Consider the following 18,421-nt stretch of genomic DNA (forward strand, 5'->3'; position numbering starts at 1 on the left):
ATGGGCGACGTTCCCCTCACTATCGCCCAGTACATCGAGCTTCGCGGCGACATCGACCTCGACCTCCTGACCGAGGCCAGCAAGCGCACCGGCCGGGAGTTCGGCTCCGGCTTCCTCCGCCTCGTCGAGATCGACGGCGTTCCGTACCAGTACGTCGACAAGGCGCTCGACGACGCCATCACTTATGTCGACCTGCGGGGCGAGGACGATTCCGTCGACGCCGCCGAGAAGTGGATGCGGGCCAACTACAGCGCCCCCGTCGACCTTCTCGAGGACCGCCTCGTCGTCGTCTACCTGCTCCACGTCGGCGAGAACCACTACTTCTGGTTCTGCCGCATTCACCACATCGCGCTCGACGGCTTCGGCGCGATGGCGCTGATCGCGCGCATCGCCGAGATCTACACCGCACTGGTCGAGGGCGCCGAGCCGCCGGCCTGCCGCGCCGAGGACCTGGTCCGGATCGTCGAGGACGAGCAGCGGTACCGCAATTCCGACCGCTTCGCGAAGGATCGCGAATACTGGGCCGAACGCACCGCGCACCTGCCCGAGGCCCCGAGCCTGGCCGGTCGTGCCGCGATGGTCGGCAAGTTCGCGCGACTCTCCTCCGAAGCACTGCCCGAGTCCACCGCCACCCTTCTCGACGAGGCGCTGGGCGGCAGTAACGCCAGTTCCGCGCCCATCGTGGTGGCCGCGTTCGCCGCGTACCTGGCCCACATGACCGACCGGACGGACGTCGTCCTCAGCCTGCCGGTGTCGGCCCGCACCACCGCCACGTTGCGCCGCTCCGGTGGAATGGTGTCCAACATCGTCCCGCTCCGCCTCCAGATCACCCCGGAGATGACCGTCCCCGAGCTGGTCAAGAGCGTGCAGATCGAACTCACCGGGGCCCTGCGCCGCCAGCGCTACCGGCACGAGGACATCCGCCGCGACGCCGGCGCGCCCCAGGGGCAGCGCGGCTTCTTCGGGCCCTCGATCAACATCATGATGTTCCACAGCGAGATCAAGCTGGGAACGGTCACCGGGCACCAGAACGTCCTCACCACCGGACCGGTCGAGGACCTCTCGCTCAACATCTACCAGGGTGTGGCAGGCAGCAAGATCCACATCGACTTCGAGGCCAACCCCAACCTGTACTCGGCGGACGAGCTGGACCGTCACCACAGCCGATTCTTCGACTTCTTCGAGCGCTTCCTCGGCGCCGGCGACGACGCCTCGGTGTCCGACCTGGCCACGATGAGCGGTGAGGAGTACGAGCAGGTCGTGACGCGGTGGAACGGCGACGTCGTGGCCCCGCCTGCGGGCACCGTCGTCGACCTGTTCGACGCCCAGGTCGCGCGCACGCCCGACGCGACGGCGCTCGTCTTCGAGGGCGAGGAGCTCACCTACGCCGAGTTCGACGCGCGGGTGAACCGCCTCGCCCGGACGCTGATCGGCCGTGGCGTGGGTCCGGAGACCAAGGTCGCCCTCGCGATCCGCCGCTCACTCGACTCCATGGTCGCGATGTACGCCGTCGTCAAGGCAGGCGCCGCATACGTGCCCCTCGACCCCGACCACCCCGCCGAGCGCACCGCGTACGTGCTCGACAGCGCCCGCCCGCTGTGCATCCTCACAGTCGCGCGGGACGGTCTCGTCTTCCCCGCCGATCACGACGTCGTGGAGATCGACGCCGTGGATCCGAGCGGCGTTCCGGCGGGCCCGATCCGCGACGAGGAGCGGACTGCGGGCCTGCGGGCCGCCAACCCGGCGTACGTCATCTACACGTCCGGGTCCACCGGGCGACCGAAGGGTGTGGCGGTGAGCCACGCTGCCGTCCTGAACCAGGTCACGTGGATCGCGTCGCGCTACGGCCTCGACGCGCACGACGTCGTGCTGCAGAAGACGCCGACGACGTTCGACGTGTCGGTCTGGGAACTGTTCGCCGCACTCGCCTCCGGGTCGCGCGTGGTGATCGCCGCGCCCGAGGGGCATCGCGACCCCACCTACCTCGCCGACGTGATCGCGCGCGAGAACGTCACGGCGACGTCGTTCGTCCCGTCGATGCTGTCGGTGTTCGTCTCCGAGGCCGACCGCGAACAACTCGTCAGCCTGCGCGTCGTTCTCGTTGCGGGAGAAGCGTTTCCGCCTGCCGTCGCAGCGGCGTTCCGGGCGAAGTCCGGCGCCGAGTTGCACAACCTGTACGGCCCCACCGAGTTCACCGTGCACGCCACCGCGAGCGAGGTGGATCGGGAGTCGGTCCACACGATCCCCATCGGCACCCCGGTGTGGAACACCGAGGCGTACGTGCTCGACGGTCACCTCCGGCCCGCACCCATCGGATCCGCGGGAGAGCTCTATCTCGCGGGCGCCCAGGTGGCCCGCGGCTACGAGGGCAGGCCGGAGCTCACCGCAGAACGCTTCGTGGCCAATCCTTTCGACGCCGCGGGTACCCGCCTGTACCGCACCGGCGACCTCGTCAAGTGGCGCGTCGACGGCAGCATCGAGTACCTCGGCCGCACCGACTTCCAGGTGAAGGTGCGCGGACTGCGGATCGAGCTGGGCGAGATCGAGTCCGCGATGTCCTCGTATCCTCATGTGGCGCAGTCGGTTGTGGTCGTGCACGACAGTTCCCTCGGGCAGCGGCTCGTCGGTTACGTCGTTCCCGAGGCCGGTTCCGCGGTGGACGTCGACGATCTGACGGTCCACGTCGGCCGCGCGGTGCCCTCGTACATGGTTCCCGACGCCGTCATGGTGCTCGCCGAGATGCCGGTCGGCGCGAGCGGCAAGCTCGACCGGAAGGCGCTGCCCGAACCCACGTTCGCGGCGGAGTCCAGCGAGTACGTGGCTCCCCGCAGCACCATGGAGGAGTCGATCGCCGGCCTGTTCGCCGAGGTCCTCGGTCTGCCGCGCGTCAGTGTCGGCGACTCGTTCTTCGCGCTCGGCGGCGACAGCATCGTCTCGATCCAGCTGGTGTCCCGCGCGAAGGAAGCCGGCGTCCTGTTCACAGCCCGGGACGTCTTCGAGCGCAAGACCGTTGCCTCGCTCGCCGAGGTCGCGAAGTCCGCATCCGAGTCGGCGACGGTGCACGTCCTCGAGGAGTTGCCGGGCGCCGGTATCGGCACCATGCCGCTGACCCCGGTCGTGCACTGGATGACGGAGCTGGGTGGCGACTTCCACCGGTACTCCCAGTCCATTCTCCTCGCGCTGCCGCCGAAGGTGGAGCGCGAGCGCCTGGTGCGCACGCTGGCGGCCGTCGTCGATCGCCACGACGCCCTGCGTTCGTCGTTGCGGCGCAACGACTCTCCGTCCGGGTGGTCGCTGGAGGTCGCTCCGATCGGCTCGGTCGACGTCGACCGCCTCGTCGATCGCGTCGAATTCACCGAGGGTCCCGGCACCGGCACGTTCGAGTCGCTGGCAGCGCACGCCCTCGAGCGCACCGTGGACAGGCTGGACCCGGCGACCGGCGGTGTGGTGCGTTTCGTCTGGTTCGCGCCCGCCGAGGACTCCGCCGAACCCGCACCTCGGGACGCCGCGGACGGCGACACCGCGGAGGCGGAGAGCGCCCCGCGAACGGGACGCCTGCTCGTGGTGATCCACCACCTCGCGGTGGACGGCGTGTCCTGGCGAGTGCTGGTGCCCGACTTCGCGTCCGCCTGGGGGCAGATCGCCGCCGGGGCCGACCCGCTGCTCCCGGCCGTCGGGACCTCGGTCCGCCGCTGGGCGCACGGCCTCGCCGACAACGCGCGCAGTGCCCGGCGCGTGGGCGAACTGGACTACTGGCGCACCACGCTGGACGGTGCGGACCCGCTGATCGGTTCGCGCGCCCTCGACGGCCGCGACACGGTCTCGACCACCGGGCGGGTCCGCCTGGAGGTCCCGGCGGACGTCACCGACGGTCTGCTGACCGACGTGCCGCGCGCCTTCCACGGTGGCGTGAACGACGGTCTTCTCACCGCCCTCGCGCTTGCCGTCGCGGCGTGGCGCGCGGAACGCGGGATCACCGAGTCCTCCACGCTCGTGCACCTCGAAGGCCACGGCCGCGAGGAGACGGTGCTCCCCGGCGCCGACCTGTCCCGCACGGTGGGCTGGTTCACCAGCATGTTCCCGGTCCGGTTGTCGGCGCCCGGAGTCGACGTCCGTGACGCCCTCGCCGGCGGTGCGGCCGCAGGTCAGGCCGTCAAGTCGGTGAAGGAACAACTCGCGCGCGTACCCGAGCACGGCATCGGTTACGGAATGCTGCGGTTCCTCAACGCCGAGACCCGCGCGGTTCTCGCGGCGCTGCCGAGCCCCCAGATCAGCTTCAACTATCTGGGCCGCGTGTCGGTCGGCGAGATTCCCGCCGCGTTCCGGGCTGCAGGCTGGGTCCCCGACACCGACACGATGGAGCTGACCGGCACCCGCAACAGCGAGATGCCGGTGCACTTCGCCCTCGACATCAACGCGATGATCGTGGACGTCGAAGGCGAACAACGACTTTCGGCCACCGTCGACTTCCCGCAGGGTGTCCTCACGGACGCCGAGGTGGGGGAGCTCACCGGCCTGTGGACGCGCGCGCTCGAAGGGCTCGTCGAGCACACGAAGCGGCCGGGAGCCGGCGGCCGGACGCCGTCGGACCTCGACCTCGTTCCGCTGAGCCAGAGCCGGATCGACACCCTCGAGAGCGACTACCCCGCGCTCGCCGACGTCTGGTCGCTGGCCCCGCTGCAGGTGGGCCTCCTGTTCCACGCGTCGCTGGCCGGTGCCACCACCGACGTGTACACCACCCAGCTGGTCATGGACCTGGGCGGATCCGTCGACACCGGCCGACTCCGCCGCGCCGCGGAATCGCTCGTCGCCCGGCACCCCAACCTGCGCACCGCTTTCGTCGCGGGCGACGACGGCACCGGCATGCAGGTGGTCGTCGACCGGGTGGACGTGCCGTGGACGCACGTCGACCTGTCGGCCTCGTCCGAGCACGACCGGGACGCCGAACTCGATGCGCTGATGCTCGCGAACCGGACGGACCGGTTCGACATGACGGCCCCGCCTCTGGTGCGATTCCTGCTGGTCGAGACGGGTGCGGACCGCTACCGGTTCGCCGTCACCAACCACCACATCCTGCTGGACGGCTGGTCGCTGCCGATCCTCATCCAGGATCTGCTGACCCTGTACGCGGTGGACGGCGACGCGCTGGCGCTGCCGCAGCCGCGTCCGTACCGCAGCTACCTCGAGTGGCTGGCGGCACAGGATCCGCAGGTGTCGGTGGACGCGTGGGCGAAGGCCCTCGACGGTGTCGAGGAGCCCACCCTCCTCGCGCCTGCACACACGGAGACGGCCCCGGCGCTCACCCCCGGTGAGCTCGTCATCGATCTGCCGGACGACCTGCTCGCCGACATGACCGCGCGCTCGCGCGAACTCGGCGTCACCATGAACACACTGGTCCAGGCCGCGTGGGGAATCGTGCTGGGCAGGCTGACCGGACGGGACGACGTGGTGTTCGGCACCACCGTCTCGGGCCGTCCGCCGCAGGTGCCCGGCATCGAGTCGATGCTCGGGCTCTTCATCAACACCCTGCCGGTCCGGGTCCGCGTGCAGGCAGGCGACGCCGTGCGCACCCTGCTCGACCGCATCCAGCACGAGCAGACCGAGTTGCTCGACCACCATCACGTCGGGCTCACCGACATCCAGCAGGGGCTCGGACTCGGAGCGCTGTTCGACACCCTGATGGTCTACGAGTCCTACCCGCTCGACCGTGAAGCCCTTACGAAGAACAGCGACATCGAGGGACTCCGCGTTCTCGACGTGACGTCCAACGACGCCACGCACTACCCGCTGGCGATCGTCGCGATGACCGACCCGCGGCTGCACCTGACCGCCAAGTTCCTTCCCGAGCTGTTCGAGGCCGCCGAGGTCGAGGAGATCATGGCGCGGGTCGTCCGCGTGCTCGGGGCGTTGTCCGGGGACGTAGACACGCGCATCGCGGACATCGACATCCTCGCTCCCGACGAGCGCGCGTCGCTGCTCGCGGCGCACGGCACCGACGCCGCCGCACCGCTGTCGCTGCCGGAGATCCTCGCTGCGGCCGCGGCGGAGAACGGCGAGCGCATCGCGCTCGTCGCGGACGGCGAGTCGATGACTTACGCGGAACTGGACGCGCGCTCGAGCCGTCTCGCGCGCGTGCTCATCGACCGCGGAGTCGGACCGGAAACGTCTGTGGCGCTCGGGATGACGCGCTCGCAGCACTCGGTGATCGGAACGTGGGCCGTGGCCAAGGCCGGCGGCACGTTCGTGCCCGTCGACCCCCGCTACCCGTCCGAGCGCATCGCGCACATGGTCGCCGACTCCGGCGCGATCCTCGGCCTCACCGTGTCCGCTCAGCGGGACGACCTTCCGTCGGGTGTCGACTGGCTCGCGCTGGACTCGTCCGAGTGCGAGTCGCTGTGCGCCCCGAAGTCGCCGGAGCCGGTGACGGATTCCGAGCGGACCGTGCCGGTCCGGCTCGAGGACGCGGCCTACATGATCTACACGTCCGGCACCACAGGTCTGCCCAAGGGCGTCGTCGTCACCCACACGGGTCTGGCCAACTTCTCCGCCGAACAGCGCACCCATTACGGGGTGAGCCCCTCGGCGCGGACCCTGCACTTCGCGTCCCCGAGTTTCGACGCGTCCGTCCTCGAACTGCTGCTCGCGTTCGGTTGCGGCGCGACGATGGTCGTGGCCCCCGCCGACCTGTACGGCGGCGAGGAACTGCGACACTTCCTCGCGGACAACGACGTCACCCACGCCTTCGTCACGCCCGCCGCGCTCGCGTCGGTGGAGCCGGCCGGACTCGATCGGCTCGAGGTCGTCGTCGTCGGCGGCGAGGCGTGCCCGCCGGAACTGGTGGAACGCTGGGCGCCGGGCCGCCGGATGTACAACGGCTACGGTCCCACCGAGGCCACGGTCATGAGCAACGTCAGCAACATGCTGGTGCCCGGGAACCGGATCGAGATCGGCGGTCCCGTCTGTGCCGTCACCGTCTACGTCCTCGACGCACTCCTGCGCCCGGTACCCGTCGGCGTGGCAGGGGAGCTGTACATCGCGGGCCCCGGTCTCGCCCGCGGATACCACGACCGTCTCGGCCTCACCTCCGAACGATTCGTCGCCAACCCGTTCGGTGAGAACGGCAGCCGGATGTACCGCACGGGCGACATCGTCCGGTTCGTCGCCGACCCCGGGCACCGCGCCGGTTACGGGGTGGAGTACGTGGGCCGCAGCGACTTCCAGGTGAAGGTCCGCGGCTTCCGCATCGAACTCGGCGAGATCGACGCGGCGCTGGTCGCGCACCCGAACCTCGAGTTCGCGGCCACCCTGGGCACGTCGCTGCCGTCGGGATCGACCGCTCTCGTGTCGTACGTGCTGCCGACCGCGGGCGCCACGGTCGACGCCGCCGAGGTGACGCACTTCGTCGGCGACACGCTGCCGGCGCACATGGTGCCGAGCGCGATCGTCGTCCTCGACGAGATCCCGCTCACCACCGCAGGCAAACTCGACCGGAAGGCTCTGCCCGAGCCGGATTTCGACGCCCTGCAGGGCGAGATGGTCGAACCGCGCACACCCACCGAGGAACTGGTCGCCGGTGTCCTCGCGGACGTGCTCGGGCTTCCGAAGATCAGCGTCGCCGAGTCGTTCTTCGACCTCGGCGGCAACTCGCTCGTCGCGACGAAGGCAGTTGCGCGGCTCAACGCCGCCGCAGGCACCCGACTGGGCGTGCGCGAGTTGTTCGAGGCGCCGACCGTGGAGCGGCTCGCCGTCAAGGTCGCCGAGCAGGCAGGCACCGGCTCGGACCGCCCGGCGCTCGTCGCGCGGCCGCGCCCCGAGCGAGTTCCGCTGTCGATGGCGCAGCAGAGCATGTGGCTGATGAACCGGTTCGACACGGCGTCCTCGGCGTACAACATCCCGCTCGCCGTTCGGCTGTCCGGTGCGCTCGACATCGACGCGATGTCGTCGGCCGTCTCCGACGTGCTCGCGCGGCACGAGTCGCTGCGGACGGTGTTCCCGGACTCCGCCGACGGGCCGTACCAGCAGGTCGTCGACGTCGCCCAGGTTCCGTTCGACCTCACGCCCGTGCGGGTGCCCGAGGCCGAACTCCCCACGGCCCTCACCGAATTCGCCACCGAAGGATTCGACGTCACGGCCGCGCCCCCGCAGCGGATCCGGCTGTTCGCCACGAGCGAGAGCGAATTCCTGCTCGTCCTCGTGGTGCACCACATCTGCGCCGACGGCGCGTCGATGGCGCCGCTCGCGCGGGACGTCATGGTCGCCTACAGCGCGCGCACCGCGGGCGCGGCCCCGCTGTGGCAGCCGCTGCCGGTGCAGTACCCCGACTTCGCGCTTTGGCAGCGCGACGTCCTCGGCGACCCCGCCGACACGCGGTCGCTCGCGGGCAAGCAGATCGCCCACTGGGCGGACACCCTCGCCGGGGCACCCGAGCTGATCGACCTGCCGCTGGACCACGTGCGCCCGGCCAGGCAGTCGATGCTGGGCGACTCGATCGACTTCGCGATCACCCCGGAGTTGCGGCGCGGGCTCGAAGCGGTCGGCAAGGACCGCGGAGCGTCCCTCTTCATGGTGACGCACGCCGCACTGACGACGCTGCTGTCGCGGCTGAGTAACAGCGACGACATCACTGTCGGCACCCCGCTCGCCGCACGCGGCGACCAGGCGCTCGACGACCTGGTGGGCATGTTCGTCAACACCCTCGTCCTGCGTACCCACGTGCGGCCGGGAGATTCGTTCTCCGGACTCGTCGACCGGGTCCGCGAAGGTGACCTGGCGGCATTCGGCAATTCCGACGTGCCGTTCGAGAAGATCGTGGAGGCGCTGCGGATCCGGCGCTCGGCGGCCTATTCGCCGCTGTTCCAGGTGATGCTGTCGTTCCAGAACAACCGGATGGACGCGCTCGAACTGCCCGGGTTGACCGTGCGCGTGATCGACGACATGGCGCAGGGCGCCAAGTACGACCTCACGTTGACGATCACCGAGAAGGCCGACGAGTCGGGTCGGCCTGCGGGTCTGGGCGGGCGGTTCACGTTCGCCACCGACCTGTTCGAGCGCGGCACCGCCGAACGTATCGCGGAACGGTTCGTCAGGATCCTCGAGGCCGTCGTCACCGATCCCGGTGTCGCTGTAGGCGACATCGACATTCTCACCGAACACGAGAGAGCAAAGTTGAGCCAAGCGCGACCTGCCCGCACGATGACGGTTCGCGAGCTGCCGCAGCTTCTGGCTGCTGCGGTCGACGTCGCCCCCGACGCCGTGGCCGTCGCCCACGACGGCATGCAGGTGACGTACCGCGAGTTCGACGAGCGCCTGCGCTTGATGTCGGCTCCGCTGTCCGAGCGGGGCATGGGCCCCGACGCGATCGTGTCCGTCGTGCTGTCCGGCCTGGTTCCCACCATCATGATGGCCCCGCCGTCGGAGGACGGGAAGGACGGCTTCGGCACGATCCTCGACCAGGTCATCGCGGACGCGCACGCCCTGGTCGGTGACATCGAGATCGTGGCGCCCGCACCGGAGATCGTCGCCGCACCCGAGGGGGACGCCGAGACGGAGGGCTGGCCGCTCGAACTCTTCGTCACCCGCTGGCAGGAGTGGGTCGGGCGCGACCCGCAGGCTCCCGCCGTCGTCGCCGGGGGTATCTCGACCACCCGCGGCGAAGTGAACCGTCGCGCCAACCAACTCGCCCGCGAACTGGTGTCGCGCGGGGTTCGCCCCGACGACGTAGTCGCACTCCTCGTCCCTCGTTCCCTGGAATGGGTGATCGGGATGATCGCCGCCTGGAAGGTCGGCGCGGCCTACTCGCCGTTCGACCAGAAGTGGGGGATCGAGCGGATCACGGGACTGGTCGAAGACAGCGGAACGCGGGCCGTGGTGGCCACCCGGTCCTGGAGCGGGCTCACCGGCGCACCCACCGGCAACGCGGCGCTCGACGACCCGATCGTGCTCGACGATCCCGAGACGGTGCGTCACCTCGCCTCGCTCGACGACACCGATTTCCCGCACGATCCGTGGTCCGACGAGCACGCGGGCAAGCGCCTGGGGCACGTCATCTCGACGTCGGGCTCGACCGGACGTCCCAAGCCGACGATGGTCCCGATGCTGGGTCTGTCCAACAACTATCAGTCGTACCAGGGCGACCTCCGGGTGAAGGACGGCACCGGACTGCTGATCGCGAACTCGCCGCTGTTCGACCAGACGCAGAAGAACATCTGGGTGGGACTCGCGTACGGCGGCGTGCTCCACCTCGCCGACGACGGCTTCGATCCGGGACCGATTCTCCGCATGATCGGCACCGGCGACGTCCAGATCACCAACCTCGCGCCGAGTGCGTTCGAGGTGCTCACCGAGCTGGACACCGAGGGTGTCCTGCCCAACCTGAAGGTGATTCTCCTCGGCGGCGAGATGCTGCGGCCGGCGGCCTGCACGGCGCTGATCGGAACGGATTCGCGCCTGCTCAACAATTACGGTCCGACCGAGGCCTCGGTCACGTGCTCCTCGTACGAACTGGACCTCTCCACCGCGGACGCCGAGAAGTGGCCGGTCCCGTTCGGCACCGCGTTCCGCGGTGTCCGGTACCACGTGCTCGACGGCCGGATGCGCCCCGTGCCGCCGGGAGTGACCGGTGACCTGTACATCGGCGGCCAGGTTCTGGCCCGCGGTTACGGCAACATGTTCGGCACCACCGCGTCGCGGTTCGTGGCGAACCCGTTCGAGGGGCCCGGCGCCCGCATGTACCGGACCGGCGACCGCGTCCGCGAACTCGACCACGGTGGACTCGTGTTCGTGGGCCGCAGCGACTTCCAGGTCAAGATCCGCGGTCTCCGGATCGAACTCGGCGAGATCGAAGCCGCCCTCACCGCGAACAGCGCGGTGCAGAAGTCGGTGGTGGTCGTGCACGACAGCGAGCAGGGTCCCCGGCTCGTCGCGTACGTCACCGCGACCGCGGGCGCCGAACTCGACGTCGACGCGACCGTGGACGCACTGCGGGACGTGCTGCCGTCGCACATGATCCCGGACACGGTGATGGTCCTCGACGAGATGCCGCTCAACGCGAATCTCAAGGTCGACCGCAAGGCTCTTCCGGAACCGGTCTTCACCACCGGCACCGCCGAATTCGTCGCCCCGCGCACGCCGCTCGAGGAGATCGTCGCCGGCATCTTCGGTGACGTGATCTCCGCGCCGCGGGTGGGCGTCGACGAGTCGTTCTTCGACCTCGGTGGCAACTCGCTCAGCGCCACCCGGGTGGCTGCCCGAGTCACGTCCGCGACCGGCACCGAGGTCGGGATCCGTGACCTGTTCGAGGCGCCCACGGTCGCGACCCTCGCGAAGCTCGTCGAAGACCGGGCCCACACCGGCACCCGCCGCTCCGCGCTCGTCGCGGCACGGCGCCCCCAGGCGTTGCCGCTGTCGCTCGCGCAGCAGCGGATGTGGTTCCTCAACCGTTTCGATCCGTCTTCACCCGCGTACAACGTTCCGCTCACCGTGCGGCTGCGCGGCGAACTGGACGTCGACGCCCTGGCCGCGGCGCTGTCCGACGTCGTCGCGCGGCACGAGGTGCTGCGGACCGTGTTCCCGGACTCCGATTCCGGTGCGCACCAGGTGATCCTGCCCGCCGCCGACGTCGACCTCGCTCTCGAACCGGTCGACGTCCGCGAGGAGGACCTGCGGGACCGGATGTTCGAGTTCGGGTCCACCGGCTTCGACGTCACCGACACGATCCCGGTCCGGACCCGCCTGTTCCGGCTCGGCGCGAACGACCACGTCCTCGTGCTCGTCATGCACCACATCGCGTCCGACGGCGCCTCCACGCTGCCGCTGGCCCGCGACGTCATGACGGCGTACGCGGCCCACCGAGAGGGCACGGAGCCCGCCTGGCCGGTGCTGCCCGTCCAGTACGCCGACTACGCGCTGTGGCAGCGGGACGTGCTCGGTTCCGAGGACGACCCCGATTCTCTGGCCGCCGCGCAGATCGACTTCTGGTCGAAGACCCTCGCGGGTGTCCCCGACGTGCTGGCTCTCCCCATCGACCGCCCCCGCCCGACGGTGCGGTCGATGGCAGGCGCCTCCGTCGGCTTCTCCGTCGACGAGGACGTGCACCGTCGTCTCGGCGAGGTCGCGCGGGCGCACAACGTGTCTCTGTTCATGGTGCTGCACGCCTCACTGTCCGTGCTGCTGGCGCGGCTCAGTTCGAGCACCGACATCGCCATCGGCGCCGCGGTGGCCGGTCGCGGCGACGAGGCGCTCGAGAACCTCGTCGGCATGTTCGTCAACACGCTGGTGCTGCGGACCGAGGTCGAGCCCGGAACCTCCTTCGGCGAACTGCTCGAGCAGGTCCGCACCCAGGACCTCGCCGCATTCAGCAACCAGGACGTTCCGTTCGAGCAGTTGGTGGACGCCCTGAATCCGACCCGGTCCACGGCGTACTCGCCGCTGTTCCAGGTCGTGCTGACCCATCAGGTCAACGGCATCCCGTCGCTCGAATTCGCCGGACTCGAGGCGACACCCGGTGCCGTGGACGTCGAGTTCAGCAAGTTCGACCTCACCGTCGACCTGCGCGAACTGTGGTCGGACGAGGGTGCGCCCACCGGGATCACCGGTGTTCTCGGGTACGCCACCGAGATCTTCGACGCGGACACCGTGCAGGGCTTCGCGGACCGCTTCGTGCGGATCCTCACCGCCGTCGCGGGCGGCGGAACCGACGTCGCGGTGGGGGACATCCCCATTCTCGACGCCGCGGAGACCGAGGAACTGACACCGGTCCGCGGTATCGAGGGCGTCGCGCCCACCACGCTCGTCGAACTGCTCGAGGCTGCGGTCGCCGCGAACCCGGACGGGGACGCGATCGTCTCGGGCGGCGACAGCATCACCTACCGCGAACTGGACGAGCGCTCGAACCGGGTGGCGCGCATCCTGATCGAACGCGGGGTCGGCGCGGAAACGTTCGTCGGGCTCGGCATCACCCGCTCGATCCCGTCCATCGTCGGCATCTGGGCCGTCGCCAAGAGTGGCGGCGCGTACGTGCCGATCGACCCCGGGTACCCGGACGAGCGCATCGCCCACATGGTCACCGATTCCGGTGTGACACTGGGCCTTTCCGTGAGCTCCGAGGTCGGCAGGCTTCCGCGGGACGTCGACTGGCTGATCCTCGACAGCGACGACTTCGTGGACGCCTCGGCGCGCTACTCCACGGCTCCCGTCGCGGAGGCGGAGCGCCGGACGGCGGTCACACCGGCCAACAGCGCCTACGTGATCTACACGTCCGGCACCACCGGGCAGCCCAAGGGCGTCGTCGTCACGCACCGGGGTCTGGCCAACTTCGCCGCCGAACAGCGTGAGCGCTACTCGGTGACGACCGACTCGCGGACGCTGCACTTCGCGTCGCCGAGTTTCGACGCGTCCGTTCTGGAACTGCTGCTCGCGGTCGGCGCCGGCGCCACCATGGTGATCGCTCCCACCGACGTGTACGGCGGACCCGAGTTCGCGAAGTTCCTGCGCGAGCACCGCGTCACGCACGGCTTCGTCACGCCGTCGGCGCTGGCCTCCGTGGACCCGTCCGGGCTGGACGACTTCCAGTTCGTCGTCGCCGGCGGCGAGGCCGTCCCGGCGGAACTCGCGGCCCGCTGGGCTCCCGGACGCTCGCTGTTCAACGGCTACGGTCCCACCGAGACCACGATCATGACCAACATCAGCGACCCGATGGCCGCCGACGGCCCGGTCACGATCGGTGGTCCGATCCGCGGCACCAGCGCGCTGGTCCTCGACGATCGGCTCCGACCCGTCCCGGTCGGTATCGCAGGTGACCTCTATCTGTCGGGCCTCGGACTGGCCCGTGGCTACCACCGGCGCACGCCGCTGACCGCGGGACGCTTCGTGGCGAACCCCTACGGTGAACCGGGCGACCGGATGTACCGCACCGGCGACGTCGTCCGCTGGACGAAGGACGCGGACGGCGCGCTGACCGTCGACTACGTGGGCCGCTCGGACCAGCAGGTGAAGGTTCGCGGGTTCCGCATCGAACTCGGCGAGATCGACGCGGTGCTGGCCAAGCATCCCGCCGTCGACTTCGCGACGACGTCGGTGCTGCCCGGGCCGTCCGGGGATTCGGTCCTCGTGTCGTACGTGCTGCCGGCGCCGGGAGCCGAGGTGGACGTCGCCGCGATACTGGACTTCGTGGGCGAGTTCGTCCCCACGTACATGGTGCCGTCGACGATCGTGACGCTCGACGCGATCCCGCTCACCCCGGTGGGCAAACTCGACCGCCGGGCGCTGCCCGAGCCCGAGTTCCTGGCGGAGGACCGCGAGTTCCGTGCCGCGGGAACCGCTCTCGAACAGCGGGTCGCCGCGGTGTTCGCGGAGGTGCTCGGTGTCGACCAGGTCGGCGCCGACGACTCCTTCTTCACGCTCGGCGGCAACTCGCTCGCCGCCACCCGCGTGATGGCGCGGATCAACGAGGCCGTCGGAATCGACGCGCCGGTCCGCGAGATCTTCGAGGCCCCCACGGTGGCGCAGCTGGCCCGCAGGCTGGAAGCGCTCGGCGTGGACGGCGGCGCCCGTCCGCCCGTCACCGCCGGACCGCGCCCGGACCGTCTGCCGCTGTCGCTGGCGCAGCAGCGGATGTGGTACGCCAACCGATTCGACCCCGAATCGGCCGAGTACAACATCCCGTTGGCGCTCCGGCTCACCGGCGCACTGGACGTCGACGCGCTGCGGACGGCGATCGCCGACGTCGTGGCCCGGCACGAATCGCTGCGCACGGTGTACCCGGATTCCGTCGACGGCCCCTACCAGGTCGTCCTGTCCGCGTCCGGCACGCAGTCCGAACTCGACGTGGTCCGCGTGGCCGGCGAGCAGGAACTGCGGGAGCGGGTCGTCACGCTGGCGTCGGCAGGCTTCGACGTCACCGCCGACGTCCCGGTGCGCGCCGCCCTGTTCGCGCTCGGGGAACGCGACCACGTCCTCGTGGTCGTCGTCCACCACATCTCGGCGGACGGTTCGTCGATGGCCCCGCTCGCGCGGGACCTGTTCGGCGCGTACGGCGCACGCGTGCAGGGGGAGGAGCCCGGCTTCTCGCCGCTGCCCGTGCAGTACCCCGACTTCGCCCTGTGGCAGCGCAACCTCCTCGGCTCCGAGGACGATCCGGAGTCGCTCGCGGGCAAGCAGATCGCGTACTGGACGCACGCCCTCGGCGATGCGCCGGAGGTCCTCGACCTCCCGGCCGACCGGCCGCGCCCGGCGGTCCGCAACCCGCAGGGCGGGCTGATCGATTTCGAGATCGGGCAGGACGTGCACCGGTCCCTGAACGAACTCGCGCAGACCCACCAGGCGTCGCTGTTCATGGTGGTGCACACCGCGCTCGCGGTGCTGCTCGGACGACTGAGCAGCACCAGCGACATCTCGGTCAGCACCCCGGTCGCGGGCCGCGGTGACCGCGCGCTCGACGACCTCGTAGGGATGTTCGTCAACACTCTGGTGCTGCGCACCGACGTCGACCAGAACGCCCGCTTCAGCACGCTGCTCACGCAGGCCCGTGAGGTCGATCTCAACGCATTCGCCAATGCCGATGTGCCGTTCGAGCAGATCGTCGAGGTGCTCCGGCCGTCGCGCACCGCCGCGTACGCGCCGCTCGCGCAGGTGATGCTGAGCTTCCAGAACCTCGAGAGGCCGAAGCTCGAACTCGCCGGGCTGACCGTCGAGGTCCTCGAGAGCGGTCTCACCACGAGCAAGACCGATCTCGGTGTCGCCGTCGAGGAACGGTTCGACGAGGGATCGGTCGCGAACGGCATGCGGGGCTGGTTCTCCTACGCCACCGATCTCTTCGACGAGGCGACGGTCCGCGGTTTCGCCGATCGTTTCGTCCGTGTGCTGGAGGCCGTCACGGCCGACGCGGACGCCGTCGTCGGCGACATCGACATCCTGACCGAGGACGAGAAGGCCGGGCTCGCCGTACCGGACGAGGGCGGACAGTCCCTGTTGTCGCACTCGATCTCGCAGGAGCTGGCAGCCACCAAGTCGCTGCCCGAACTCCTCGACGGTGCCGCGTCGATCAACCCGGACGGAATCGCGCTGTCGCACAACGGGACCGACGTCACGTACGTGCAGTTACGGGACAAGTCCGCCGAACTCGCGCGCACGCTCGCCGGTGTGGGCGTCGGCCCGGAGGCCGCGGTCACGGTGGCCCTGTCCACCCTGCTGCCCGGACTGCTCGACGGATCGTCGGGCGAAGGTTTCGCCGACACGTTCGCCGGTGTCCTCGCCGGCGTGATCGCCGACGCGTCGTCGGCGACCTCCGCGACCGAAGCGGAGGAGCAGACCGTCGTCGACCTGTTCGACGAGCAGGTCGCGCGGACGCCGGACGCCGTGGCCCTGGTGTCCGGCGACGAGTCGCTGACCTACGCCGAGTTCGACAAGCGTGTCAACACACTCGCGCGCACCCTGATCGAGATGGGTGTCGGGCCGGAGGTCCGGGTCGCACTCGCGATCCGGCGGTCGATCGACTCGATGGTCGCGATGTACGCGATCGTGAAGGCGGGTGGGGCGTATGTTCCGCTCGACCCCGACCATCCGGCCGAGCGCACGTCCTACGTCCTTGACAGCGCCTCGCCGCTCTGCATCCTGACGGTTGCGCGAGATGCTCTCGACCTTCCCGCCGGGCACAACGTGGTGGAGATCGACCGGCTGTCCGTCGACATGCCGGCCGAGCCGCTGCGCGACGAGGAGCGCCGGGGGACTCTCCGGCCGTCGAACCCCGCCTACGTCATCTACACGTCCGGTTCGACGGGTCGGCCGAAGGGCGTCGCGGTGAGCCACGCGGCGGTCCTGAACCAGATCTCGTGGATCGTCGACGAGTACGGACTCGGCGCGCACGATGTCGTGCTGCAGAAGACCCCGGCGACGTTCGACGTGTCGGTCTGGGAGTTGTTCGGCACGCTCGTCTCGGGTGCCCGCCTGGTGATCGCGACGCCCGACGGTCACGGTGACCCCGAGTATCTCGCGGCGCTGATCGCGCGCGAGGGCGTCACGGCGACCTCGTTCGTGCCGTCGATGCTGTCGGTGTTCGTCGGCGAGGCCGAACGGCACGACCTTCTCAGCCTTCGAATCGTGCTCGTCGCGGGCGAGGCGTTCCCGCCCGCGACCGCCGAGGCGTTCCGCGGACTGTCGGATGCCGTAGTGCACAACCTGTACGGTCCGACGGAATTCACCGTGCACGCGACCGCCGGGCAGGTCGACCACGATGTCCGCGGTACCGTTCCCATCGGTAGTGCGGTGCGGAACACGGATCTCCACGTGCTGGATTCACGGCTTCGCCCGGTGCCGGTCGGGGTTCCCGGCGAGCTGTACCTCGCGGGGACGCAGTTGGCCCGCGGATACGTCGGACGCAGCGATCTGACCTCCGATCGGTTCGTCGCCAACCCGTTCGGCGGGTCCGGGCAGCGGATGTACCGTACGGGCGACGTCGTTCGCCGGCGCGCCGACGGGAACCTCGAATACATCGGACGCAGCGACTTCCAGGTCAAGCTGCGTGGATTGCGGATCGAACTCGGCGAGGTCGAGGCCGCGTTGCTGACGCACGAATCCTTGGCGCAGGCAGCGGTGACGATCCATCGAAGCGAGTCGACCGGCGAGAATCTCGTGGCCTATGTGGTGCCGCGGTCCGGCGCCCGGGTCGACACGAAGTCGGTGCAGGACGCGGCGGCGCAGGTGCTGCCCGCGTACATGGTGCCCGCACGCGTCGTCGTCCTGGACAGTTTCCCGCTCGGTGCCAGCGGGAAGCTGGACCGGAAGGCCTTGCCGGAGCCCGAGTTCGCCACCGTCGCGGTGGAGTACGTGGCCCCGCGCACGCCGATGGAGACCGTCGTGGCGGGCGTGTTCGCCGATGTTCTCGGCGCCGAACGGGTCGGGTCCGCCGACTCGTTCTTCGACCTCGGTGGAAACTCGATCAGCGCGACGAGGCTCACCGCCCGCCTCAGGGCGGCGGTCGGCGCGCACCTCTCGGTGCGGGAGTGCTTCGAAAATCCGACCGTCGCGGAACTCGCGGCGCTGCTCGAGGCGACGTCGGGTACCGCAGAGCAGCGTCCTGCGCTCGTCGCCCGACCGCGGCCCGACCGGATCCCGCTGTCGCTGGCCCAGCAGCGGATGTGGTTCGTCAACCAGTTCGATCCGACCTCCCCGGCGTACAACCTGCCGTTGGCGGTGCGGTTGACCGGCTCGATCGACGCGGCGGCGCTGAATGCGGCGTGGGCGGACGTCGTCGAGCGGCACGAGTCGCTGCGCACGGTCTTCCCGGTCGGCGACGAGGACGCGCACCAGGTCGTGCTGCCCGCAGCGGACGTGGTGTCCGACCTGACCCCGACCCCGGTCGCGGACGAGCAGGACCTGTTCGCGCGTCTGCGTGAACTCGGTGCCACCGGATTCGACGTCACCGAGA

General features: G+C 70.0%; 1 protein-coding gene (running past one end of the window). It reads left to right on the plus strand.

Going from position 1 to position 18,421, the window contains the following annotated elements; translation table 11 throughout:
- Positions 1-18,421, plus strand: partial view of a non-ribosomal peptide synthase/polyketide synthase gene (locus JWS14_RS33255; protein WP_420855149.1) — the 5' portion only. It continues 15,326 nt past the right edge of the window; 18,421 of the gene's 33,747 nt are visible here — the first part of the coding sequence; the start codon lies at positions 1-3; its stop codon lies beyond the right edge, outside the window.

Origin of the sequence: Rhodococcus koreensis (genome assembly GCF_017068375.1) — a bacterium.
Lineage (GTDB): Bacteria > Actinomycetota > Actinomycetes > Mycobacteriales > Mycobacteriaceae > Rhodococcus_F > Rhodococcus_F koreensis.